The organism is Paraburkholderia aromaticivorans (assembly GCF_012689525.1).
In the GTDB taxonomy this organism is placed as follows: Bacteria; Pseudomonadota; Gammaproteobacteria; order Burkholderiales; family Burkholderiaceae; genus Paraburkholderia; species Paraburkholderia aromaticivorans_A.
Window position 1 is genome coordinate 87,386 of record NZ_CP051515.1, and the last position, 24,644, is coordinate 112,029.

General features: G+C 62.1%; 23 protein-coding genes. 16 read left to right on the plus strand and 7 right to left on the minus strand.

Annotation, left to right across the window (positions count from 1 at the left end; all coding sequences use genetic code 11):
• Window positions 1-6: 6 nt before the first annotated feature.
• Entirely contained in the window at window positions 7-927 is a 921-nt protein-coding gene (locus HF916_RS12200) for a LysR substrate-binding domain-containing protein (protein ID WP_168791974.1), read from the minus strand.
• A 121-nt stretch (window positions 928-1,048) separates the two neighbouring features.
• Between HF916_RS12200 and HF916_RS12205 the strand changes: the two genes are divergently transcribed.
• Window positions 1,049-1,828, plus strand: a complete 780-nt coding sequence (locus tag HF916_RS12205; protein WP_168789215.1) for a transporter substrate-binding domain-containing protein — start codon at window positions 1,049-1,051, stop codon at window positions 1,826-1,828.
• A gap of 38 nt (window positions 1,829-1,866) precedes the next feature.
• Complete coding sequence (locus HF916_RS12210; protein ID WP_168789216.1) at window positions 1,867-2,982, plus strand: succinylglutamate desuccinylase/aspartoacylase family protein; 1,116 nt, start codon at window positions 1,867-1,869, stop codon at window positions 2,980-2,982.
• Window positions 2,983-3,032: 50 nt separating this feature from the next.
• On the opposite strand, the gene HF916_RS12215 is transcribed toward HF916_RS12210, so the two are convergent.
• The 3 genes from HF916_RS12215 to HF916_RS50875 form a co-directional block, all read right to left on the minus strand.
• Complete coding sequence (locus HF916_RS12215; protein ID WP_168789217.1) at window positions 3,033-3,302, minus strand: cupin domain-containing protein; 270 nt, start codon at window positions 3,300-3,302, stop codon at window positions 3,033-3,035.
• Window positions 3,303-3,458: 156 nt separating this feature from the next.
• On the minus strand, window positions 3,459-5,612 hold the full coding sequence (locus tag HF916_RS12220; RefSeq protein ID WP_168789218.1) for a phosphocholine-specific phospholipase C: 2,154 nt from the start codon (window positions 5,610-5,612) through the stop codon (window positions 3,459-3,461).
• Window positions 5,613-5,670: 58 nt separating this feature from the next.
• Entirely contained in the window at window positions 5,671-5,820 is a 150-nt protein-coding gene (locus HF916_RS50875) for a hypothetical protein (RefSeq protein ID WP_240975523.1), read from the minus strand.
• A gap of 375 nt (window positions 5,821-6,195) precedes the next feature.
• On the opposite strand from HF916_RS50875, the gene HF916_RS12230 reads away from it, so the two are divergent.
• The 5 genes from HF916_RS12230 to HF916_RS12250 all read left to right on the plus strand — a co-directional run bounded on the left by HF916_RS12230 (window position 6,196) and on the right by HF916_RS12250 (window position 14,357).
• Entirely contained in the window at window positions 6,196-8,181 is a 1,986-nt protein-coding gene (locus HF916_RS12230; protein ID WP_168789220.1) for an amylo-alpha-1,6-glucosidase, read from the plus strand.
• 51 nt (window positions 8,182-8,232) lie between these two features.
• Entirely contained in the window at window positions 8,233-11,040 is a 2,808-nt protein-coding gene (locus tag HF916_RS12235; protein ID WP_168789221.1) for an MGH1-like glycoside hydrolase domain-containing protein, read from the plus strand.
• A 152-nt stretch (window positions 11,041-11,192) separates the two neighbouring features.
• On the plus strand, window positions 11,193-12,800 hold the full coding sequence (zwf, locus tag HF916_RS12240; RefSeq protein WP_168789222.1) for a glucose-6-phosphate dehydrogenase: 1,608 nt from the start codon (window positions 11,193-11,195) through the stop codon (window positions 12,798-12,800).
• Window positions 12,801-12,968: 168 nt separating this feature from the next.
• On the plus strand, window positions 12,969-13,748 hold the full coding sequence (locus tag HF916_RS12245; protein ID WP_168791975.1) for an ROK family protein: 780 nt from the start codon (window positions 12,969-12,971) through the stop codon (window positions 13,746-13,748).
• A 39-nt stretch (window positions 13,749-13,787) separates the two neighbouring features.
• A complete protein-coding gene (locus tag HF916_RS12250; RefSeq protein WP_168789223.1) occupies window positions 13,788-14,357 on the plus strand; it encodes a YbhB/YbcL family Raf kinase inhibitor-like protein in 570 nt (189 codons plus the stop codon).
• A 31-nt stretch (window positions 14,358-14,388) separates the two neighbouring features.
• On the opposite strand, the gene HF916_RS12255 is transcribed toward HF916_RS12250, so the two are convergent.
• The gene (locus HF916_RS12255; protein ID WP_168789224.1) at window positions 14,389-15,384 is read right to left on the minus strand and encodes an aldo/keto reductase; all 996 of its coding nucleotides are present in this window, start codon (window positions 15,382-15,384) and stop codon (window positions 14,389-14,391) included.
• A 454-nt stretch (window positions 15,385-15,838) separates the two neighbouring features.
• On the opposite strand from HF916_RS12255, the gene HF916_RS12260 reads away from it, so the two are divergent.
• From HF916_RS12260 to HF916_RS12285, 6 genes are all read left to right on the plus strand, one after another.
• A complete protein-coding gene (locus HF916_RS12260) occupies window positions 15,839-18,040 on the plus strand; it encodes a TonB-dependent receptor (protein WP_168789225.1) in 2,202 nt (733 codons plus the stop codon).
• A 70-nt stretch (window positions 18,041-18,110) separates the two neighbouring features.
• Entirely contained in the window at window positions 18,111-18,794 is a 684-nt protein-coding gene (locus HF916_RS12265) for a Fe2+-dependent dioxygenase (RefSeq protein WP_168789226.1), read from the plus strand.
• Window positions 18,791-19,513: a PepSY-associated TM helix domain-containing protein gene (locus tag HF916_RS12270; RefSeq protein WP_168789227.1), complete on the plus strand. Its 723-nt coding sequence runs from the start codon at window positions 18,791-18,793 to the stop codon at window positions 19,511-19,513. Before HF916_RS12265 ends, HF916_RS12270 begins: the two co-directional genes overlap by 4 nt.
• Before the next feature lie 20 nt (window positions 19,514-19,533).
• The gene (locus HF916_RS12275; protein WP_240975524.1) at window positions 19,534-19,929 is read left to right on the plus strand and encodes a response regulator; all 396 of its coding nucleotides are present in this window, start codon (window positions 19,534-19,536) and stop codon (window positions 19,927-19,929) included.
• A 108-nt stretch (window positions 19,930-20,037) separates the two neighbouring features.
• The gene (locus HF916_RS12280) at window positions 20,038-20,727 is read left to right on the plus strand and encodes a nitroreductase (protein ID WP_168789228.1); all 690 of its coding nucleotides are present in this window, start codon (window positions 20,038-20,040) and stop codon (window positions 20,725-20,727) included.
• A 49-nt stretch (window positions 20,728-20,776) separates the two neighbouring features.
• Complete coding sequence (locus tag HF916_RS12285) at window positions 20,777-21,088, plus strand: high-potential iron-sulfur protein (RefSeq protein ID WP_168789229.1); 312 nt, start codon at window positions 20,777-20,779, stop codon at window positions 21,086-21,088.
• A 52-nt stretch (window positions 21,089-21,140) separates the two neighbouring features.
• On the opposite strand, the gene HF916_RS12290 is transcribed toward HF916_RS12285, so the two are convergent.
• The gene (locus HF916_RS12290; RefSeq protein WP_168789230.1) at window positions 21,141-21,491 is read right to left on the minus strand and encodes a DOPA 4,5-dioxygenase family protein; all 351 of its coding nucleotides are present in this window, start codon (window positions 21,489-21,491) and stop codon (window positions 21,141-21,143) included.
• Between the two features lie 35 nt (window positions 21,492-21,526).
• Entirely contained in the window at window positions 21,527-22,000 is a 474-nt protein-coding gene (locus tag HF916_RS12295) for a GNAT family N-acetyltransferase (protein WP_168789231.1), read from the minus strand.
• 377 nt (window positions 22,001-22,377) lie between these two features.
• Here HF916_RS12295 and HF916_RS12300 point away from each other — a divergent pair, with 377 nt between their 5' ends.
• The 3 genes from HF916_RS12300 (at window position 22,378) to HF916_RS12310 (ending at window position 24,608) form a co-directional block, all read left to right on the plus strand.
• Window positions 22,378-22,692: a hypothetical protein gene (locus HF916_RS12300; protein ID WP_168789232.1), complete on the plus strand. Its 315-nt coding sequence runs from the start codon at window positions 22,378-22,380 to the stop codon at window positions 22,690-22,692.
• A gap of 113 nt (window positions 22,693-22,805) precedes the next feature.
• Complete coding sequence (locus HF916_RS12305; protein WP_168789233.1) at window positions 22,806-23,078, plus strand: DUF1488 domain-containing protein; 273 nt, start codon at window positions 22,806-22,808, stop codon at window positions 23,076-23,078.
• Window positions 23,079-24,134: 1,056 nt separating this feature from the next.
• A complete protein-coding gene (locus HF916_RS12310) occupies window positions 24,135-24,608 on the plus strand; it encodes a hypothetical protein (protein WP_168789234.1) in 474 nt (157 codons plus the stop codon).
• The last annotated feature ends 36 nt before the right edge of the window (window positions 24,609-24,644 follow it).

Here is a 24,644-nt window from a genome sequence, read left to right on the forward strand (position 1 = left end):
GCCGCTTCAACGCGCCCGCACCGTGCGCATGTACGAAGCGATCATCGTGGCGAGTTCCTGCGCGGCGGGCGTGAGCGGAATGGCCGCGCGCTGCAGCAGGCAAACGTTCTGTTCGACCGCGCGCTCGCGCACCGGAATAGCGGTGAGCGTGCTCGCAAACGGCCCGCGCTTCACCACGATCGACGCTTCCAGCGACAGGCAATCCGTCGCGCTCACCAGGTGCAGCGTCTCGTACAGGCCTTCCACCGTCGCGACGATTTTCGGCGGCGGCAAGCCGTGGCTTTCGAACAGATGGTTCAGGCGGTTGGTTTGCGGATCGTCCGTGAGATTCGGCGAGCGCGTGGCCACCCACGTGCAATCGACCAGTTCGGCCAGCGAGGTCGCCCCGGCTTTCGGATGCCCTTGGCGGCAGACGACTACCGGATCGGACGGATACAGCGGCATCACCGAGAGATCGGCGGTATCCGTGTGCTTCGACACCAGCGCAACCGCGAAATCCAGCGTGCCTTCGCGAATCCACGAAATCATCATGCGCGAGGTGCCGGTGCGCAGATGCACGGCGACCCGTTCGAAGCGCGTGCGAAATTCCATCAGCACCGGCGCAAAGGCGTCGATCAGCGGTTCGGTCGTCATGCCGAAGGTGACCTCGCCGACGTAGTCGCCGCGCAGTTGCTGCACTTCCTGTTCGGCGCGCTCGCATTCGCCGATGATCGCGCCGGCCCGCTGCAACAGCCGCTGGCCGAGGGCAGTCAGCGCAATGCCGCGATTCGTGCGGGTGAACAGGGTCGCGCCGAGCATCGATTCGAGGTTCTGCAACTGCTGCGTGATGCCGCTCTGCGCGATGCCGAGCGCCCGCGAGGCCGCGCGGATGCTGCCATGCTCGGCCACCGCGGTGAACGCGCGGAGTTGGGAGATCGTCAACGCCATGAAGGCTGCCGTCCAGTGATCGGTAAAAGTGATCATGATAGTCCGAATGGGACTTCTTTGAGGCGCGGACGCGGCATAGGATAGTTCGGTCGTCATCCGCCCACCCACACTCCGTCCTCCCATGAAAATTCCGCTGACAATCTTGGGCGCCGCGTTGAGCGCCGCGCTGGCTTTCAGCAGTGGCGCGTTCGCCGCTGAGCCGACCACGCTGCGCCTCGGTATCGACCCGAGCTATCCGCCGATGGACGCCAAGGCGCCCGACGGCAGCTTCAAAGGTTTCGACGTCGATCTCGGCAACGAAATCTGCAAGCGTATCCACGCGCGCTGCCAGTGGGTCGAACTCGAATTTTCGGGGATGATTCCGGCGTTGCAGGCGCGCAAGATCGACGCGATCCTTTCGTCGATGGCGATCACGGAGAAGCGCGAGCAGCAGATTCTGTTTTCATCGAAACTCTTCCAGTTCAAATCGCGGCTGATCGCGCGGCAAGGTTCGGCGCTCGCGGGCGGCACGAATGCATTGGCCGGCAAGCAGATCGGCGTGCAGTCGGGCACGCAGTTCGAGGGCTATGCGCTGAAGAACTGGGCGCCGCTCGGCGCGCATGTGGTGGCGTACAAGAGTCAGGACGAAGTGTTCGCCGACTTGCAGAACGGGCGACTGGATGGCGCATTGCTCGGCTCGGTGGAAGCGGACATCGGTTTCCTGCGCACGCCGGCGGGCAAGGGTTTTGCGTTTGTCGGCGAACCGCTTTCGATGGGCGATCGCGGCGTGGGCATCGGCTTGCGCAAGGATGAAACCGCGGTGCAGGCCTCCATCAACGCGGCGATCGCCTCGATGCTCAAGGACGGCACGTACGCGCAGATCGCGAAGAAGTACTTCGACTTCGACCCGTACGGCAATTGATTCTTCGACCTCCGACTTCTTTCTACAGACTCCCGCTCATGAATAGGCAATCGATTCCGCTTCTCTCGCCGGCTATCGGCACGCACCGCGAACTGGTGTCGTTTCATTTCGGCCCGGCGAATAGCGGGCAGAAGATTTATATACAGTCGTCGCTGCATGCCGATGAAACCCCTGCGATGTTGACGACCGTTTTGCTCAAGCGTCGTTTGCTCGAACTGGAAAAGCGGGGTGCGCTGAACGTGGAAATCGTGCTGGTGCCGGTGGCGAATCCGGTCGGGCTCGGGCAATACGTGCTCGGGCAGTTTCTCGGCCGTTTCGATCTGGGTAGCGGGAAGAACTTCAATCGTCACTTCCTGCAGTTCTCGAAGCTGGTCGCGCGCGCTAAAGAAACGTTGGGTTCCGATGCAAGCGAAAACGTGCGGCTGGTGCGGCAATTGATCGCCGAGGAATTGGCCGATCAGAAACCGCTGACCGAGTTCGAATCGCTGCAATTGGCATTGCTGAAGCTCTCGTTCGATGCGGATGTGATTATCGATCTGCACTGTTCGCTCGAAGCGGCCATGCATCTCTACACCAGCGAGGCCGCGTGGCCGGAGTTCGAACCGTTGTCGCGCTATCTCGGGGCGCAGGCGTCGTTGCTTGCCACCAATTCAGGCGGCGAATCGTTCGATGAAACGCACAGCCTGGTGTGGTGGAAATTGCAGCAGGAGTTGCCGGCCGATAAGCCCGTGCCCAACGGTGCGATTGCCGTGACCGTGGAATGCCGCGGACAGCGCGACGTGTCCTACGAGGTCGCTCAGGAAGATGCGGACGCGCTCGTCGATTATCTCGTGTGGCGCAAGGCGATCAAGCTCGATGCCAAGTCTTTGCCGGAATTGCTGTCGCCTGCGACACCGCTCGCCGGCAGTGAGCAGTTTTATGCGCCTGTAAGCGGGATTCTGATTCATCGCGCGAAGATCGGCGACACGATTCGCGTCGGCCAGGCGCTGTTCGATATCGTCGATCCGCTGACCGACGAGACGACCACGATCGTTAGCAAAACGGAAGGTGTGTTTTATATGCGGCGCGCGATTCGCTTCGTGACGGCCGGCGCGCCGCTCGGTCGTGTGACGGGCACGCTGCCTTTCAGAACCGGGGTGTTGTTGGGGGCTTGACGTTTTTTATGCAGACAGGCGCGTGCTGTCTTTCTCTTTCTGCCCGCGCCTTACTGCTTCCTGCCCACCAGATACGTTACGCCGTTCGGACCATAGCGCTCCGAATGCGGTTTGTTCGCCGGCAAGTGGAAGACGTCGCCGACGCGATATGCCCGCTCTTCGTCGTCCACGCGGATGCTCAGTTCGCCTTCCAGGATCAGGGCCCTGGCTTCGAACGGATGCTCGTGAACGTCCATCTCGATGTTCGCCTCGCGCGTGACAACCACGGCGTCAGGGAATCCTTCTTTCGTCAGGCTTTCGGTGAATGCGTTACGGTCCATGATGTGCCCATCGGCAGGAAGTGCGGAAGACTGACTGTAACGCTATCCGCCGTTTCGTGCAGGGCGTCTTGCGCGACGACAGCCCGGCGCTGAGCTTCGGTCAAGCGTGCCGCCGAGGCAGCCGCCTGACCGAAGCCCATTTGCCTTCGAGCGCCCTTAATTCGCCACCAACACCGGCGCAACCGCCGCCGGATCGCTAATGCTCGGGCGGCCATTCTCGACGTGACCCGCAAGGCGGCGCGAGAAGCTTGCATCGTCATTACTCGTCACTGTCAAGTCGTACCAGTGATGGCTCGACGCCAGCACCCACGCCTCTTCAATATGCGCGCCGGCCGGCACCAGCACCGGACGCGGGCGCGCACCGTACGCGTTGTCCGTCACCGTCAAGCGTGCAATGCCGCTGCCCTTGTTGCTGAACTTCAGGAACACGTTGCCGTTCGCGGCGTCGTATTGCACCTTCACTTCCGGCTCGGACGGTTTGTTCTTACCGTGGCCGGCGGCAATCTGCGCGTTCTGTGCCGTTGCCTGCTGCGTGTTGCCCGCGAACTTGCGCACGAAACCGTTCGGCCCGAACACTTCGAAGCTGTACACGCCGTTGGTCACCGTGAGATCGAAAGTCTCGTTGATCGACTTGCCCGCTTCGACGGTGTAACGCCACGGACCATCCGTGCGATTCGTAGCGTACAGATAGAAATGTGCGCCCTGGTCGCCGGTGTTGCCGATCGAGATCTCGAACGTGTTCTTCTTCTCGTTGGCCTGGCCGTTCACATGCAACTCATATGGCAACGCGCGCGCGAAACGAATGCCGCTTTCCTGCGGATCGATGGCGCCCGGCGTCGCGGGGACGGTCGGCTTCGGCTGTGTCGCGCACTGGTTGTCGGCGATGCTCTTGTAGTTGCTCGTGTCCGGCAGCGGCGGCACTTTCGAGTCCGGCGTGCGGAAGTCGAAGGCCGTGGTCAGGTCGCCGCACACCGCGCGGCGCCATGCCGTGATGTTCGGCTCGTACACGCCAAAGCGCGCTTCGATGAAGCGAATCACCGACGTATGATCGAACACCTGCGAGCAGACGAAACCGCCCTTGCTCCACGGCGATACGATCGTCATCGGCACACGCGGTCCGAGGCCGTACGGCAGGCCGTCGGCGGTGTAGCTGCCTCCGCGCAGCGGATTCACCACGTTGTGAATTTCGCCTTCGGTGCTGACCGTCGACTGGCCTTGCGCGCCGGTCGTCGCCGGTTGCGGCGGCACGAGGTGATCGAAGAAGCCGTCGTTCTCGTCGTACATGATGAACAGCACGGTCTTGCTCCACACCTCGGGATTCGACGTCAACGCATCCAGAATCTGCGAGGTGTACTCCGCGCCGTAGGCGGGCGTATAGCTCGGGTGTTCCGAGTACGCGGCCGGCGGGCACAACCACGACACTTGCGGCAGCTTGTTGGCCAGCACATCGGCCTTCAGGTCGTCGATGGTGCGCACGGTTTGCGCGCGCTCATACAGCGGCGAACCCGGCTGCGCGTTGATGAAGTTCGTGAAGTTCTGCAGGATGTTGGTGCCGTAGTTGCCGTTCAACGGATCGGCGCCGGTCAACCCCTGCTGGTACACCTGCCAGGAAATCCCCGCGGATTGCAGACGTTCCGGGTACGTGGTCCACGAGAGCAACTGATAATTCGGCGGCCCGTCGCCGTCGACGAAATCGTTGTTGTCGAGCAGCGGACCTCCCAGCGTGCCGCTCGGATCGACCATGCCGGTCATCAGATACGAGCGGTTCGGGTGCGTCGGTCCCGGCAACGAGCAGAAGTAAGCGTCGCAGATAGTGAACGCATCGGCCAGCGCGTAGTGGAACGGAATGTCGCTGCGCAGGTGATAGCCCATCGTCATGTCGGTCTTGTTGGCGGGCCACTGGTCGTAGCGGCCGCCGTCGATCGCGGCATGGGTCTTGTACCAGGTGTGATCGAGATCGCCGACGCATTGCGCGCTGGTGGTCGCCGTGTTCAGATGGAACGGCAGGACCGGCTGGGTCGGATCTTCCTTCGACGGTTGATACCACACCGGCTTGCCGTTCGGCAGCGGAATCGGGAAGCGGTCGTTGTAGCCACGCACGCCGCGCATATGGCCGAAGTAGTGGTCGAACGAGCGGTTCTCCTGCATGAACACGACGATGTGCTCGACATCGCGGATCGTGCCGGTGCGCGAAAACGCGGGAACGGCGAGCGCATTGCGAATCGACTCAGGCAGTGCGGTCAGCGCGGCAGCAGCGCCGGCGGATGAAGCCACGGTCTGCAGGAAACGGCGACGGCTAGTTGATGTCATCGAATATCACCTTCTGCGGGGGGAAGAATAGCGCGCTTCGCGCGCCGGTGGAATTGGGTCAGTTGCTGCTGGCGCTGTCGCCGGGTGCGTAATGCATGACCGGCGCGACTTGCTGGTTGTCCGCGGCGAGACTGGCTTGCATGTTTTGCGTGATCGGATCGGAAGCCGCTGCCGGGTCCGCTGCGAGCGGCGAAGATGCGTTGAGCATTGGCGTCGCGGGAGAGCTAGCCGCATTCGGCGCGGCGTCGTTGTTCGCAACGGCCGGCGTTGAAGATGCTGCCGACGGCGCGGAATCATCCGCACCGCAACCGCTCAACGCTAAAGTTGCAAGGGCAACCAAAGCGGCACTCGCGAGGCGTTGGTTTCTTCTCATGTCTGCATCCCGTTTCGTGAAAGCGGGTGCAGTCTCCAACCCTTTCAAGAAATAATTGTGAAACGTTTGCGAGTGGTAAAACTTGCGTCGATAAGTCGGTTTTTCGAAAGGAAGCGGAAAGTGATAAGTAGGAGAATGGTCACCGCGGCGCCTTATGCCTGACATTCAGGCGCACTGAAAGATGGATGGCTTTGCTCAACCGGTAAGTTCATGACACACATCGAACGACCTTTCGACATCACGCGTCTCGAAGACGAATGGCTGGAAGCCGACGGCTTCGGCGGATTCGCGTCGGGCACCGTGGGCACGCTGCGCACGCGCCGCTATCACGCGCTGCTGCTCACCGCAACGCGTGCGCCGGGCGGTCGCGTGGTGCTGGTCAACGGCGTAGAAGCGTGGCTCGAAGCGAACGGCGAGCGTTATCCATTGAGCATGCAGCGGTACGTGCCGGACGCGATCTATCCGGACCTGACAGCGAGTCTTGTCGCGTTCGATACGAAGCCGTGGCCAACATGGCGTCTTCAGCTCGATGCACATCTGGTGCTGACCGCTGATGTGTTCGTCAGCAAGACGACCCGCGAAACGGTTTTACGGTGGCGCCTGGAAGAGGGTGCGGGAGCCGGTTCTGAAACGAACGCGCTAACGTTGAAAGTCAGGCCGCTGCTGTCGGGCCGCGACTACCATGCACTGCATCATGAAAATGCCGCGTTCAATTTCAACGCGCAGGCAAGCGACGACCAGGCCAGCGTAAATTGGCAACCCTACGGCGACCTGCCGGTGATCCACGCCGCGACGAACGGCGTCTACACGCACGCGCCCGATTGGTATCGCAACTTCTGCTACGTCCGCGAGCGGGAGCGCGGCCTCGACTTCAGCGAGGATCTCGCAACGCCCGGCGTGTTCAGCTTCAATCTCGCCGATGGTGAAGCGGTGATGATTCTCAGCGCGTCAGGCACCACGAGCGGAACGCAACCGGCGAATGCAAAAGCGGCGGCAAGCCACGCAACAGAACTCGCGCGCATCGAACAACAACGCCGCGACGCGCTCGGCTCGCGGTTGCAGCGCTCCGCCGACGCGTACGTCGTGACGCGCAACGAAGGCCGCACGATCCTCGCGGGCTTTCCGTGGTTCACCGACTGGGGCCGCGACACCTTCATCGCGATGCGCGGCCTGCTGATCGCGTCGGGCCGGCTCGACGACGCCGAAGCGATCCTGCTCGAATGGTCGGGCACGCTGTCAGAAGGCATGTTGCCGAATCGCTTCCCCGACTATGGCGATACACCGGAATACAACTCCGTCGATGCCTCGTTGTGGTTCATCGTCACCGTGCACGATTATCTGGCGACGCATCATGCGAGCGCTGCGACGCAGCAGCGGCTGCAACAGGCATGCGAAGCCATCCTCACGGGTTACACGAACGGCACGCGCTTCAACATCCAGGCGTCGGCCGACGATGGCCTCCTGAGCGCCGGCGTGCCCGGCGTGCAACTCACGTGGATGGATGCAAAAGTCGGCGACTGGGTGGTCACGCCGCGAATCGGCAAGCCGGTCGAGGTGCAAGCACTCTGGATCAACGCATTGCGCATTGCAGCAACGTGGAATCCGCAATGGCAGCCGGCCGCCGACCGAGCGTTGCGAGCGTTTCATGAACGCTTCGTCGATCCGTCCACGCAAGCGCTTTTCGACAACGTGGACGTCGACCACGTCAAAGGCACGACAGATCGCGCGATCCGTCCCAATCAGATCTTTGCCCTGGGCGGCCTGCCGTTTCCATTGATCGAGGGCGCGGCGGCGCGCGCGGTGCTTGATCAGGTTGAAGCACAGTTGCTCACGCCGCTGGGACTGAGGACGCTCGCGCCATCCGACCCTGCCTATCGCGGACGCTACGGCGGGTCTCCACTCGAGCGCGATGGCGCCTATCATCAGGGAACCGTGTGGCCGTGGCTGCTCGGTCCGTTCGTCGAAGCGTGGCTGCGAGTCCACGGTGGCGCGGCGGATGCCCGTATGCAGGCGAAAACGCGCTTTCTCGACCCGCTCTACGCGCATCTCGACCACGCCGGTCTCGACCATCTCTCCGAAATCGCCGACGGTGATGCGCCGCACGCACCCGCCGGCACGCCGTTTCAGGCGTGGTCGCTGGGTGAGTTGCTGCGCATTGAACGCCTGCTTGCCGAGTTGGTGGCCGCCGGTGCCTAAACCGCGCTACGATGTGTGTCCCACCGCCAAGCCGAATGCAAGGATGTAGTCATGCCACCGCTGCGCGCTGCCAATCTGCTCGCCACCGTTGAAGGTTCACGGCTGCATTCGGCCGATTGTGCGCATTGGCAGCGCTGGGGCCCGTATCTCAGCGAGCGTCAATGGGGCACCGTGCGCGAGGATTACAGCCCGGACGGCACGGCCTGGGACTATTTTCCGCACGACCATGCGCGCAGCCGAGCATATCGCTGGGGTGAGGACGGCATTGCCGGTTTCGGCGACGACAAGCTCAACTGGTGCGTTTCACTCGCGCTATGGAATCGTAACGACGCGATCCTGAAGGAGCGCCTGTTCGGCGTCACGAATGCGCAGGGCAATCACGGCGAGGACGTGAAGGAACTGTACTTTTACGTCGACGGCACGCCGACGCATTCGTACATGCGCATGCTCTACAAGTACCCGCACGCCGCCTATCCGTACGACGACCTCGTTCAGGAAAACGCGCGCCGTGGCGGCGACATGCCGGAGTACGAAATTCTCGACACGGGCGTGTTCGACGATTTGCGCTACTTCGACGTGCAGGTGGAATACGCCAAACACGCGCCGGACGACATCCTCATGCGCGTGACCATCGAGAATCGCGCGGACCAGGCGGCCTCGCTGGATGTGCTGCCGCAAATCTGGGCGCGCAATTCGTGGTCGTGGAAGGAGAACAAGGACAGGCCCTCGCTCGCCGCCGGCACGGACCATAACGGCGAGGCGCATGTGGTCGGGCATCAGCATGGGCATGAGCCGATTGTCGTGACGGCCTGGTCGAAAGACGCGCCGCAAGTGACGTGGCTCTTCTGCGAGAACGACACCAACGTCAAGCGCCTCTTCAACATGGACGGCGCGGGTCCGTTCAAAGATGGCTTCAACGATTACCTCGTGCACGGCAATGAACAGGCGATTCGCCGCGACACCGGCACTAAGGCCGGCGCGCATGCCGCGATCGAGGTCGAACCGTATGGACGCGCCGTGGTGTACATGCGCTGGCGTCCGCAGTCGAGTCCCGACGACGTGCAACTCGATGCCGACGCGATCTTCGCGCACCGCATCGCCGAGGCCGACGAATTCTATGGCGCGCTGCAACACGAGATCACCGATCCCGACGCGCGCCTCGTGCAGCGTCAGGCGCTCGCCGGCATGCTGTGGTCGAAGCAGTACTACCAGTACGACGTGCAGCGCTGGCTCGAAGGCGATCCGCTTCAGCCGACGCCGGCCGCCAGCCGCAAACAAGGCCGCAATAGGGATTGGCGGCACCTGTGCAACGCGGACATCGTGTCGATGCCCGACAAGTGGGAATACCCGTGGTACGCGTCGTGGGACCTGGCGTTTCATGCGGCTGCGTTCGCACTGATCGACCCGGCGTTCGCGAAACGGCAACTGCTATTGCTGGTGAAGGACCGCTATCAGCATCCGAACGGTCAGATTCCCGCCTACGAATGGGCGCTCGGCGACGCCAATCCGCCCGTGCATGCATGGGCCGCGTGGCGCGTGTATGAAATCGACCGCGCGCTCACCGGCAAGGCGGATCGCGATTTTCTGGAACTCGTGTTCCATAAGCTGCTGTTGAATTTCTCGTGGTGGGTGAACCGCAAGGACGCCGACGGCCACAATATTTTTCAAGGCGGCTTTCTCGGGCTGGATAACGTCGGGATCTTCGACCGCTCATCGCCGCTGCCGACCGGCGGGCACATCGATCAGTCCGACGGTACGGCGTGGATGGCCGCGTACGCGCTCGACCTGATGCGTATCGCGCTGGAACTCGCGTACGCCAATCATGTGTTCGTCGACATCGGCGTGAAGTTCTTCGAGCACTTCCTGTATATCGCCGAGGCCGTGAGTTGCGACGACGGCTGCGAAACCGGCCTGTGGGACAGCGAGGACGAGTTCTTCTACGACAAGCTGCACCTGCCGGACGGCAGCAGCATTCCCATGCGGCTGCGCTCGATCGTGGGTCTGATTCCGCTATTCGCGGTGCACGTGCTCGAAGAGCGTCTGCACGGCGGCTTGCCGGGTTTGCGCGAACGGCTGATCTGGTTCCTCGAACATCGGCCCGATCTGGCGAAGCTGGTCTCGCGCTGGAACGAGCCGGGCAAGGGCAATGCACTGCTGCTCTCGCTATTGCGCGGGCATCGCATGAAAGCGTTGTTGCGTCGTGCGCTCGACGAAAGTGAATTCCTTTCCGATCATGGCGTGCGGGCGCTGTCGCAATACCACCGCGATCATCCGTTCGTGTTCAATCACAACGGCAACAGTTTTACCGTGAAGTATTTGCCGGCCGAATCCGATACGCGCGTGTTCGGCGGTAATTCGAACTGGCGTGGTCCGATATGGATGCCGGTGAACTATCTGCTGATCGAGTCGCTATACGAATTTCACCGCTATTACGGCGAGGATTTCAAAGTCGAGTATCCGACCGGTTCGGGCGAGAAGTTCTCGCTGAGCCAGATTGCCGACGAACTGGCGCGCCGCTGCACCACGCTGTTTCTCAAGAACAGGGACGGTGAGCGTCCGGTAATGGGCGCTTATCCGCAGTTGCAGGCCGACCCGCGTTCACGCGATCTGATCCTGTTCCACGAGTATTTCCATGGCGATAACGGGCGCGGCGTGGGCGCTTCGCATCAGACCGGCTGGACCGGGCTGGTCGCGTTGCTGTTGCAGCCGCGCGCGATGAGCGCGTCGGGCAACGTACCGCTGGCGGGCGAAACGGATCAGGCGCCGATTCCGACGTCACCTTCGGCGCAAGCCACCGCGCCGGCATGCCCGGCCGAGCCCGCGCCGGTTGCCGAGCCGGCGCATGCATCGGTGAAGTAGTGCGCAGCGGCGGCGCGAGCGAGTGAGGTTACACAAGCCATACAACGTCGCAGGGTGAACAGGTTGCGTGGCCGTTTTTGAACTGTGTGGGTTCAAGCGTGGTCTTTCATATACCACCACGTCCGTTCCATTGGTTTCCAAAAGTGAATCCCATGTCGACTACACCGAATACCCCAGCAGCCGATCGTCCCGCCGCCAGCCAACCACCGAGCTGCAAAGTCAGCGCGAGCCCGCAGGAAGCGCCGGCCTCGCCGCCCGGCAAGCGGCCCGCGCCGCCATGCACGCTGGTGATCTTCGGCGCCGGCGGCGACCTGACCAAGCGGCTTCTGATGCCGGCGCTGTACAACCTCGCGGTGGATGGCCTGCTCGATGGCGGGATGAAAATCATCGGCGTGAACCACGGCGAGCGCGAGACGAGCGCATGGCGCGAAGATCTGCACAAGTCGCTCGAACAGTTCGCCGCCGACAAGGCCAGCACCTTCCACGCCGGCAAGCTCGACGACAAGGCGTGGGACTGGGTCGCGCAACGCCTCGAATACATGTCCGGCGAATTCGAAACCGACGATACTTTCACGAAGCTCAAGCAAAAGCTTGAGCAGACGCCGGGCGGCAACGTCATCTTCTATCTCGCGGTCAGCTCGCGCTTCTTCAAACCGATCGTCGAGCATCTCGGCAAGGCGGGTCTGCTGAAAGAGGGCGACGGCGGCGGCTTCCGCCGGATCGTGATCGAGAAACCGTTCGGTGTCGATCTCGCTTCTGCGAAAGATCTGAACGCGCATATCCTGTCGTATGCAAAAGAAGATCAGGTGTATCGCATCGATCACTTTCTCGGCAAGGACACCGTGCAGAGCATTCTCGCGGTGCGCTTCGCCAATGCGCTGTTCGAACCGATGTGGCGGCGCGAATATATCGATAGTGTGCAGATCACGGCGGCGGAAACCATCGGCGTGGAAGGGCGCGGCAAGTTCTACGAACAGACCGGCGCGTTCCGCGACATGCTGCCGAACCATCTGTTCCAGTTGCTCGGCATGGTCGCCATGGAGCCGCCCAATTCGTTCGACGCCGAAGCCGTACGCGACAAGAAGGCCGAAATCTTCGACGCGATCAAGCCGTTGACGCCGGACGACGTCGTGTTCGGTCAATACGAAAAGGGGCCGGCCGGTGTCGGCTATCGCGAGGAGCCGGATGTCGCGGCGGGCAGCACGACGGAAACCTACGCCGCGGCGCGCGTGTTCGTCGAGAACTGGCGCTGGGCCGGCGTGCCGTTCTATTTGCGCACCGGCAAGCGGCTTGCCGCGCGTCGCACGGAAATCTCGGTGCAGTTGAAGCCGGTGCCGTTCCGCCTGTTTCGCGACACACCCGTCGACGCGCTCACGCCGAACGTGCTGACCTTGCGCATCGATCCGGCGCACGGCACGAGCTTCGACTTCAATGTGAAAACGCCGGGGCCGGTCATGCAGATCGGCGCGGTGCAGTCGTCGTTCGACTATGGCGACTTCTTCGCGGAACGCGCCAATGTCGGCTATGAGACCTTGCTCTACGACTGCATGCTCGGCGACGAGACGTTGTTCCAGCGCGCCGACAGTATCGAAACGAGCTGGTGCGCGGTGGACGACGTGCTGCATCCGACATCCGGCGGCGCGGTGCCGGTGCATGGCTATGCGGCCGGCGGCGAAGGCCCCGCGGAAGCAGACGCGCTATTGGCGCGCGACGGCCACGCATGGCGGCCGCTGAAACGGGATGCTGTGCAGAAGAAGTAATTCAACGACGAGTCGCACCAACACAATCGGGGGGACACCGTGGTGACACGCAAGACGACACGTAAGACGGCGACGAAGACGCCAGGCAAGACGGCAAGCAAGACGGCAAGCAAGACGGCAAGCAAGACGCCAACCAAAGCGGCGCGTAAGCCGTCAAGTAAAACGAAAGTGACAGGCAGCACCGAGCGGATTCTGGCGATCGACGTCGGCGGCACGGGATTGAAAGCCGCGATCATCGACGCGGACGGCAAGATGAAAACCGAACGCCTGCGGGTGGCGACGCCGCATCCGTGCACACCGGATCAACTTGTGGACGCGCTGGCGAAGCTGGTTGCACCGCTCGTCGAACAGGAGCCGCCGACGCTGATGTCGATCGGCTTTCCGGGCGTGGTGCGCAACAACCGCATTCTGACCGCGCCGCACTTCGGCGTTGAAGGCTGGCATGACATCCCGCTCGCCGATTCGCTGGCGCAACGCCTGGGTGGCTTGCCGGTCCGTATGATCAACGACGCCGAGATGCAGGGCTTCGCCGCGATCGAAGGCCAGGGCCTCGAATTCGTGCTGACGCTCGGCACGGGCGCGGGCACGGCGATGTTCCGCGACGGCGAGCTGATGCCCCATCTGGAACTCGCCCATCACCCGGTCAGCAAGAAGGGCGTGGCGTACGACGAATACATCGGCGACGCGGCACGTGAAAAAGCCGGGAATAAACGCTGGAACCGGCGCGTTCAGAAGGTGATCGGGATTCTGGATGCGCTGGTGAACTACGACAAGCTGTGGATCGGCGGCGGCAACGCGGCGCGCCTCGCGTTCGATCTGCCGGCGAACGTGGCCACCGTGTCGAACGATGCGGGTATCGAAGGCGGCGCGCGTCTATGGCATCCGAGATCCGTGCGCGAGACGCGGCAACTGCCCGAAGCGAACGCGCGGACGGGCCGCTTCAAGTGATGTTGGACCACCGCTGAACCCTGGCCGGAGTCAGAAACGATGATTCGCAGCAATCGCTTCGGCGTCGCACGACGCCTTTTGCCGGTCGGCGTGTCTGCCGTGCTGGCGCTTGCCGCGGTGCATGCCCGAGCGGCAGAAGTCTTCGTGGTGTCGTCGCCGGGATTGGCCGACGGCGGCACGCTGGATTCGACCCACGCGGCGAGCGCGAACGATTGCGGTGGCGGCAATGTATCGCCGGCCCTGCAATGGCGCAACGCGCCCGCCGGCACGAAGAGTTATGCGGTGACCCTTTTCGATCCCGACGGCGCGAAGGGTCTGGGAATCGTGCATTGGGTGCTGTATGGCGTCGCGCCCTCGATAACCTCGCTCGGTGCCGGCGTCAGCCAGCCGCCCGGCAGCGTCGCGGGCACGAATCGGACGGGCGGCACGGGGTATCGCGGGCCATGCCCGACGGTGGGGGACAATCCGCATCACTACATCGCGCAAGTCTATGCGCTCGATCTGCCGCCGGATGCGCTGCCGCCCGGTTTGACGAGGGACGCGTTGTTCGCCGCAATCAAGGACCACGTGATTGCGGCGACGAGTACGGTGCTGCGTTACGGGCGATGAACGCCGCGGCCTTCGCCGCCGGCGACTAAGCTCATCGCGCAGCGTCACCCCAACGATATTCCACACTCGCTTCATCGAGCTTCGTCTTGATCTCGTCATCGAGCACGAGCTCGGACGCCGCGAGCGTGTCGCTCAATTGCTCGGCACGGCTCGCGCCGATAATCGCCGACGTGACGAGCGGATTCGCCAGCACCCAGGCGAGCGAAACCCGCGTCAGCGATTCGCCGGTCGGCGCCACGATCGCTTTCAATTGCTCGATCGTCTCGAACTCGCGTTTGTGCCAGTACCGTTGCTGATACATCGCGCCGGCCTTGCCGACGGTTTCGGTGAAACGGCCAGACGTGGGCGCGGCATCCAGTTGATGCTTGCCCGTAAGCAGGCCGCCCGCGAGCGGGTTGTACGGCATCACGGCCAATTGCTCCTCGGCTGCGAGCGGCAACAATTCGCGTTCGATCTGGCGGAACAGCAAGTTATAGCGAGGCTGCACGGAGACAAAGCGCGCCACGCGCAAAACGTCGGCGCGGCCCAACGCGCGCGCCAGCCGATACGCGAGAAAGTTCGATACGCCGATATAGCGGGCCTTGCCTGAGCGAACGATCACGTCCAGCGCCTCGAGCGTTTCGTCGAGCGGCGTATTCGCGTCGTCGGAGTGGAGCTGGTAGAGGTCCACGTAATCCGTGCCGAGGCGTTGCAACGAGGCGTCGATCGCATTCAGCAGATGTTTGCGCGACGCGCCTTGATCCCACGCCGACGGCCCCATCTTGCCCACCGCTTTCGTCGCCAGAATAAAGCGGTCGCGCTTGCCCTTCAGCCAGCGCCCGACGATCTCCTCCGTGCGGCCCGCAATGTTCTCACCGCCGCCGAGCGGATACACATTGGCCGTGTCGATGAAGTTCACGCCGGCATCTGCCGCCGTGTCGAGAATGCGATGCGAGACATCTTCTTCAGTCTGCAGGCCGAAAGTCATCGTGCCGAGACATAGGCGCGACACGGTCAGGCCGGTGCGGCCGAATTTGCGGTATTGCATGGTCAACTCCGGGGATGAACGGAACAGTTCGATAGGCAGTGTTGCAAAAAGGATAAACCGACTCGGGATTGAGTGCCGGCCGCGGGTGCAGTCAGTTGTTATTTATTTGAAAGCTTTCGGGTGGCGTCTTTATGCTTTCGACCGTCAAAGTCTTTCCTTTCAACACGCTTAATATTACAAACCTGTAATGAACTGAGATGAGAGCCGGGTTAAAAATTACAAAATGCCTACATCAGTAAAAAATAGAAACAATTCTGTTACTAGGGGTAAGACGCGTCGCGATTGATGCGTTTTTATGCGTGTGGAATGATAGCGATTCTCATTTAACCACTAGCCAGCCATCCCGTCGTCGGCGTCTTGCGCACGCGACCGGCAGCCAGCCAAATTGCGGCTTTGTCATCGATTCCGTCTCAGGTATGCGGATCCGGCGAGCGCATTTCCGACGGGAATTCCCATGTTCAACCACACGCCGCTTGCGACTGCGTTAGCGTTAGCTTTTGCCGTTCCCTTTGCGACTCCGGCGGTCGCGCAGACTGCTCCGCAAACCACTTCGCAGCCGTCGGCCGCGAATGCAAACGCGACGACGACGACCACCGCAGCCGACAGCGGCACCTTGCCAACCATCGGCGTCGCGGCGCAGGCGGAACAACAGGACTTCCAGGCGGAGCGTGCGACGGTCGGTGCAAAGACGCCCACGGCGCTGCGCGATATTCCGCAGACCGTCACCGTCATCAACAAGGCCGTGCTGCAATCGCAAGGCGCCACTTCGTTCCAGGACGCGTTGCGCAACGCGCCGGGCGTGACGATCGGCGCGGCTGAAGGCGGCCAGATCGGCAATAACATCAACCTGCGTGGCTTCACCGCACAGAACGACATCTATCTGGACGGCTTCCGCGATCGCAACCAGTACTATCGCGACACGTTCGACCTCGAAGAACTCGAAGTGTTGTACGGCCCGTCGTCGATGCTGTTCGGCCGCGGCTCGACGGGCGGCGTGATCAACCAGGTCAGCAAGAAAGCGAACCTGCATGACTCGGCGGAAGTCACGGGCATGATCGGCACCGACGCCAAATATCGCAGCACCGTCGACGTCAACCACAAGCTGACAGATACCTCGGCGATTCGCCTGAACGCGTTCGGCCAAAGCCTCGGTTCGACGCGCGACGAGATGAAAAACAAGGACTACGGCATCGCGCCGGAAGTGCGCTTCGGGATCGGCACACCAACCGAAGTGACGATCTCCGCGCTGATCCAGCACAACTACGACATGCCGGACTACGGCGTGCAGGCGTTGAACGGCCGCCCGTCGCCGGTGCCGAAGAACACCTTCTACGGCTTGACCACCGACCGCACGATCCAGGACATCCAGACCTTCACGGCGGGCATCAAGCACAAGTTCTCGGACAACCTGATCCTGACGAACCAGACGCAGTTCTCGCACTCGATGACCGACGCGCGCGAAACCGCGCCGCAAGCGGTGTTGACGGGACCGCTCGCCACCAGCACCGCGTTGACCAATGGCAATTTCACGACGCTGTCGCCGTCTCAACTGTTCATCAAGTTGCAAAGCCACGACCGTGTGATCGAGAACCACTCGCTGTACAACGACACGATGCTCGAATACAAGTTCGACACGGGCCCGATCAAGCATGACCTGATCACCGGTATCGACCTCGGTCACGACAGCTATTCGAACCAGGCGTCCACCCGGAACAACTTGCCGGTCGTGACGATGCTGAACCCGGCGTATCTGTCCAACCCGGCCGGTGTGACCACCACGGTCGGCAACTACGCCGATTCCGGCTCGAATGAAATTGGCGCCTACGTGAACGACACGGTGTCGATCGGGCAGAACTGGAAGGTCATTGGCGGTTTGCGTTGGGATCGCTTCCAGGCGCAGATCCACAACACGATCAGCCTGCCAGGCTATGCGACGCAGACCAACTTCTTCACCAGCGTGCGCGCCGGCGTGATCTATCAGCCGACCGACTGGCAGTCGTACTACGTGTCGTACGGCACGTCGTTCAATCCGTCGCTCGAAGCGCTGACGGTGACCAACCTCACGCAGAACCTTGCGCCTGAGTCGACCAAATCGTACGAAGTGGGCGGCAAATGGGATCTGCTCGGCGGCAATCTCTCGGTGACGTCGTCGTTCTTCCGTGAAGAAAAGACTAACGCGCGCACGCAAGTCTCGCCGACCGAATACGAGCTCGACGGCGACATTCGCGTCGACGGTTTCCAGGCCGGCGTGACGGGCCACATTACCGACAAGTGGCAAGTGTTCGGCGGCTACACGTACATGGACGCCGTCATCCTGAGTGCGCGCGACGGTACGCAAGGACACGTGCCAGCCAACACGCCGCGCAACACGCTGACGTTCTGGACCACCTACGCGCTCACGCCGCATTGGGAAATCGGCGGTGGTCCGACGTATATGTCGCCGCGCTATGCATCGAACACGAACTACGTGCAAGTGCCGGGCTACACACGCTGGGATGCGACCGCTGCGTACCACGCGAAGAAATACGACGTGCGCCTGAATTTGCTGAACATGACCAACAAGTACTACTACGACGCGCTGATCCCGTCGGACGGTGGACGTTCCGTGCCGGGTATCGGACGCACGTTGCTGGCGACGTTCGACTACCGCTTTTGATATGCGTTGAACGGATACGTTAGGCTTGCCGTTTTCGAAGACGGCAAGCCGACGCAAAAAAGGAAACACCATGTTGCTGCACATTCCGAACGTCCTGAACGCCGAGCAGTTGCAGCTCGTGCGCGAGCGGCTCGACCAGGCGGGCGATGCCTGGGTCGACGGCCGCGCGACCGCCGGCTATCAGGGCGCGCCGGTCAAGCGTAATCAGCAGATCGCCGAGCACACGCCGGTTGCGCGTGAACTCGGCGACGTGATTCTCGCGTCGATCGAGCGCAACCCGCTGTTCATCAGCGCGGTGTTGCCGAACCAGGTGTATCCGCCGCTCTTCAATCGTTACGAAGGCGGCATGCAGTTCGGCAGTCACGTCGACGGAGCCGTGCGCGTGCTGCCCAACGGCGTGAAACTGCGCACCGACGTCTCGGTGACGCTGTTCATTTCCGATCCCGCCGACTACGACGGCGGCGAACTCGTGATCGAAGACACGTACGGCGTGCAGCAGGTCAAACTGCCGGCCGGCGACATGATCGTCTATCCGGCGACGAGTTTGCATCAGGTCACGCCGGTCACGCGCGGCGCGCGGATCGCGAGTTTCTTCTGGGTGCAAAGCCTCGTGCGCAGCGATACGCAGCGCGCGATGCTGTTCGACATGGATACGGCGATTCAACGGCTGAACGCCACCAACGCCGACGATACCGCGCGCCGCAGTCTCGTCGGCATCTATCACAACCTGTTGCGGACATGGAGCGAGACGTGAGCGTACCCGAGGCAATCGACATTCAAGCGCCCGCGGGCATCGACCGGACGACGCGCGAGCCGCAGCGGCTGGACAACGACGAATTGAAAGCGCGCCAGCAGCGCTCGCGCCGCGCCACCTTCGTCAGATGGCTGCGCAAGGTGCATGGCTGGATCGGCTTGTGGGGCGCGGCGCTGGGTTTGCTGTTCGGCACCACGGGGTTCCTGCTGAACCATCGCGGCGGACCGCTCAAAGTGTCGACCGGCGAGCCGCAAGTAGCGGTGCTGCAGGTGCCGTTGCCGCAACCCGCGCCGGAAACGCCGCGTGATCTGGGCGAGTGGCTTAAGCACGAACTGAAACTGGCGGGCACGCCCGGACGCGTTCAGAAAGAGCCGGCTCATCCGGTGGCATGGGGCGAGCGTAGCGTCGTCCAGCCGGAGCGCTGGCAGCTCAACTTCGCGTCGCCGCATGAGAACACTTCCGCCGAGTACTGGGTGGGCAACGGCTATGTGACGGTCAAGCGCAGCGAGAACACGTTTCTCGCAATGCTGACGAACCTGCACAAGGGCGTCGGCCTGAGCGTCGGATGGGTGCTGCTGATCGATACGCTCGCGGGCAGCATCATTTTGCTGTCGCTCACCGGCGTTCTGCTCTGGACGGAGTTGAACAAACGCAAGACCATCGGCGCGGTGTTGGTGCTGGGATCGATCGTCGCCGCGGTGTGTGTGGGCCTGCTGTAAAGACGCTGCAAGCCCGACCCATGATGCCGGATAGCGCCGATAGTTTCGTCACTCAGACGCGGCTGCGGATTCTGCTGGTGGAAGACGACGAACTGATTCGCGTGAGCACGGCTGAATTGCTGCGCACGTTCGATTTCGACATTCTGGAAGCCGAAGGCGAGCATGACGCCAAGCAGATTCTCAGCGAACACGCGATCAGCGTGATGCTGACCGACGTGGGGCTGGCGGGCAAGTCGGGTATCGATCTGGCGCTCGAGGTATGTCGCGAGCGGCCCGATCTGCGCGTGATCTTTCTGACCGGCTACGACCTCGTGCTGACGCCGGCGCAGCGCGCGGTCTTGCCGCACGCGATCCTGCTGCGCAAGCCCTACGACCCGCTCGATCTCATCGATGCGCTGAAAACGCCGCTGCGTTAAACCGAACTGCGCGCGGCCGACGCTTGCCGGCCCGCCAGCGGGAAAGTGCGCGCTCGCGCTAGAATTCCCGCAGACCGCCACAACTGCTGGTTCCACCGGAATTCGCCGATGACCACACCCGTCAACGACGTCGACGCCGCGCTCGTCACGCGGCGCTCGATTCGCGCCTTTCTGCCCACGCCGGTGCCGCGCGCCGATATCGAAGCCATTCTTGAAGCCGCCAGCCGCGCGCCGTCGGGCACCAATACGCAGCCGTGGAAAGTCTGTGTGGTGACGGGCGAGTCGCTGGCGCGTCTCTCACAGGCCTTGCTCGACGCTTACGACGACCCGCAACGCGACGCGCTGTACCAGGAAGAGTATCCGTACTATCCGCATCGATGGGTGTCGCCGTACATCGATCGGCGGCGCAAAATCGGCTGGGATCTGTATGGCCTGCTCGGCATCGAAAAGGGCGACAAGGCGCGTATGCACGAGCAGCATGCGCAGAACTATCGCTTCTTCGGCGCACCGGTGGGCTTGTTCTTTACCATCGACCGGGTGATGGAGCGCGGCAGCTGGCTCGACTACGGCATGTTTCTGCAGGCGATCATGACGGCCGCGCGCGGGCGCGGTCTCGATACGTGTCCGCAGGCCGCCTTTACACCGTTTCATCGGGTGATTGCGGAGCAGCTCGGCTTGCCGCCTGAAGAGCAACTGGTGTGCGGCATGTCACTCGGTTTCGCCGACGAAACCGCTTTGGTCAACACGTTACGCACCGAGCGCGAACCAGTCGAACGGTTCACGCGATTTCTCGATTGACGGCGCTCGATCGCGATCGAGGCAAGTCCCCACTTTCCATCGGACCTATATGAAAACGTCGCGTCGCCATTTTCTGCTGCTGGGCGTGAGCGCAGGCTCAGCGCTCATGCTCACCCGTGCCGCCTTCGCAGACACCGCGAATACACTCAACGAAACCGATCCAAAGGCGCAAGCCGTCGGCTATAGAGAGGACGCGTCCAAGGTCGACAAAGCGAAGTTCCCCGGCTACGCCACCGGACAAAATTGCGGCAACTGCTCGCTGTTCCAGGGCAAAGCCAACGACGCATACGGCGGGTGCACGCTGTTCGGCGACAAGCAAGTCGCCGCGCCTGGCTGGTGCAGTTCGTACTCGAATATGTGAACCGCAAGAGGCGGCGCGTGATTCGGTCCGCCGCGCGCCGCGTTCACAGCGGTCAATTCAACGCGCTCAGCACCAGTTCGTGCGAACGGCCGATCCACACGGCTGCGTCGCGATGATCGCGTAACGCGTCGCCGGTATTGGGATGCAGGAAGATGTCCAGCGCGCCGTGATTCAGCGCGAGCCAGCCGACCAGTTCGGCGAACTGCGCCTGCGTGAACGCGAGTTGATACGACCACATGGGATGCGGTCCCACCGGGCGCTCGTGAAAGCGGCCCAGTTGCAGTGCGTCGCCCCAGTGCGCGTCGATCTGCTCGCGGAAAGTCCACGCGGCGTCGCGGCTGCCCGCGTCGAAATACACGTGGGCGTGCCAGCTTGTGATGGCGGAGGTGTCGCGAAAGGTCATAACAGGTCCGTTGCGTATCAGTCTTTATCCGACATTCATTCTGCTTCAATTTCCGCCGACGCGCGCGGCGCGCGCCTCATGTGAAACTGTCTCTCATCTTCGCCGACGATCTCGAAGCCGAGGCGCTCGTACAGTCGCTGCGCGGGATTGCCTTTGAGCACCTTGAGGGTGACCGGCAATGCGTCGGCCTGCGCGGCGCGCAACACCATCTGCAGCGCGCGTTCACCGATGCCGCGCCCTTGCAGCGCCGGCGCGATCTGCAATTGCACGACGACCCACTCGGCGCCGGTGCGATGCGCTTTGAGCAAACCGGAGGGCGCGCCGTCGATGCAAATCACGCGCGCTGTGTCATAACGATGCAGCAGACGCGCGCGATGCTCGGTATCGTCCGACGGTTCGCCGACGCGCGCGAGGTGCTCCGTCATGGTCGCCTTGCGCAGCTCGAATAGAAAGGCCTCGTCCGTGTCCAGTGCCGGACGCAGGGTGAAGACAGGTTCTTGAACGGACATGTTGGTAACGTTGCCGGCGTGCCGACGGCCAGTAAGAATGGTCGTGAATTGTTGCGCCAGCAGCGCTTTTTTACCACGCGGTTATGTTTGTGCCTCTCGCGTTTGCTAGTCGCCGGTCGCGCCGATGCCGTCGTCATAAGGTCCGCGCTGCGAAGGATTCGTGCGCTACCGCGTGCGTTGCTTCAGGCGCGGTCGGCGTTTGCGGCTTGCTGGCGGCATGTTGCCGGCTGTTTGCGTCGTGCTCGCCGCGGTGCGTGCGATGCGTTTTGCGCTCGTTGGCATGCGCTTTGCTGTTGCCTCATCCGCGAATTGCTGGCGCGTGCGGGTTCGTACGTCGAACCACCGAGACACGACGCCAACCTGGCATAACAACGAAAATGCTGAATACGAAACCACATACGGTCACGCACGGGGTCGACGGCGACGCGATGACGCTCGTCTTTTATCCCGATACCGGTTGTCTGCGCTTTGCCGATGCCCGCGGCATGTGCCACGAGCTTCGGCCGCCGCATTCCTGGTTCGCGCTATCGTCCGCGTTGCGCGGCGTGCGGCGCGGTACGCAAGCCATGACGGAAGGGTTGAATGCGCTGCTGCATGAGTTCTGCGCGAAACGTCCGCGCTGGTCGAGCGCGCATGCTTCGGCCCACTCGACGGTGGTCCAGCGCACAGTGAGCCTGGCCGTGGCGCGTTAGCGTGCATTGATCAGTCGAAGGAACTCGACGCGTGTTTCGCATTTACATTCAGTTTTTTTCGGTGTCGTTCGTTCAACACGGCGAGCGGTTTAACGAACTTTGCGAGGTGGGCCATGGAGATTATCGAGTTTGAACCAAGCGTCTCGGCAGACGGACGCGCGGTGATTTTCCAGCTTTCGACGCGAGGACGGGACCTCGAGTGCGCCGTCACGCGTGAGGCCCTGGAACAGCATTTCTGGTTGCAACGCGACGCCGGCGAGGACCGCGTACTGAAGACTTTCGCGGACGGCCGCAAACGCATTACCGCCGTGGCGGAGAGAAAACTGCTGGCGCGTCCAGGCGAAAAAGTGCTGCTGACGATCAGCGATTTTGTCTCCCGCGGTTGACGAGATCACGCTGCTCGTCTTGCAAGCGCCCATGCTCGAAGGTCAGCGAGCGACGGTGACGCGCCGTCGCTCGCGTCGTTGCTGATCCGATCGGCGCGTTTTTTCGGCAGTGCGGCCGACGTCGTCGACGACGAACTGGCCCAGTCAATAACCGCATGTTTCGCAGTGGCGGCGCAGGCTACGCGCTACTCACCTCTGAGGAAATCGGGCTGTTACACCGATTCGCCAAACTGGCTTGCCAAATCCCTTCGCTTCGCCCAATTGCATTCGCATGTGCCGGAATACACTGTTTTCCATGGAGCGACAAATCACCGAGCCCCATCGACGCGGTCTTCCCCCGCGTTGTTTTGAACCGTACCGTTGATGGCAGTTTGCCGCGGTTGTCGAACGCAGCAGGGCAGTAAAGCAGTAGGTAGTAGAAGCAATGCAAACGGCGCGCGATCCATGTAATTTGCGCGTGAATCAGCAGGGGGTTGCAGCCAGGCGATGTTGAAGGCGAAGGACCCGGCTGTGATTGCAGTGAGCAGTTCCGAAACGAATGTTTTTTCGCAGCAGCAGTATGGGCAGCACGGTTTTATTTGTCGTGGTAGTTCACGCAGAACAGCTTTATTTGCAGTGGCAGTTCATGCAACACAGCTTCAGCAGGTGTAGTTCAAGTAACAACAGCTTTGCTAGTTTGCGGTGGGTATACGTCGGCAAGCATCCACGCGCGAGTACGACTGTTCCATCCTGTCAGGCCCTGTTCCCTCGCGGGAACAGGGTTTTTTTTCGTCGTGACACGCGACGCGACTTGCAATTGGCAAGTTCGAGCCGATATCCCTACGCTGCGCGCTACGCTTTTGGCGGAATCGAACAACCGGCGGGCTGCGTAGTGTGGGATGCTGCACACAAACCGGACTTGAAGTCGTTTAAGTCTGTCTTAATAGTTGCTTGCCATGATGGCTGCACAGACTCACATCAGGGCCTGTCAAGCCGCCGGCGTATTGGCGGCGTTTGCCACCGGAGCAGAAGAATTCGGTGGCGAAGCCGAGAGTTAGAGAAGGAGGTTGAACCGATATGTCCAGTAAATCGCGAGTCCGCAAGCACAACCAGTCGGCCATGTCCCCGTTGTTGCGCGCGCTGACCTATAGCCGCACCGCTCATGAGCCGGTTACGTCGGCGATGCTCCTGCAGTGCTACACCGCCCTCGATGCATTCCGGCACGGCCACGGCTCGCGGAATCTGCATATGACCTTGAGCCGGCATTTGCTGGTATCGCAAGAGTTGGCGCGTCTCGGTCTTGGCGAAGATGTTCCGTCTGACATCGAAAGCGCACATGCGGCGATGGTTCAGCTCGATATGCGTGAACACGACGAAGGCGCGTGGGCACTGCAAGACGGCGAATACGCCCGCTTGTGCACGGCGTTGGCGATTCTCGACGGACAACTATCCGTGGCATCGCTGAGCGAGATCGCGAGCGCGGAAGCGCGAATGATCGAAGGATTGATGAGGTCCGCGCAGGTGCAGGCGATTGCGGAGGCCGCGGTCTGAGCCGCCCGCACGCGTTTCTCCTTTCTCATACGCGCA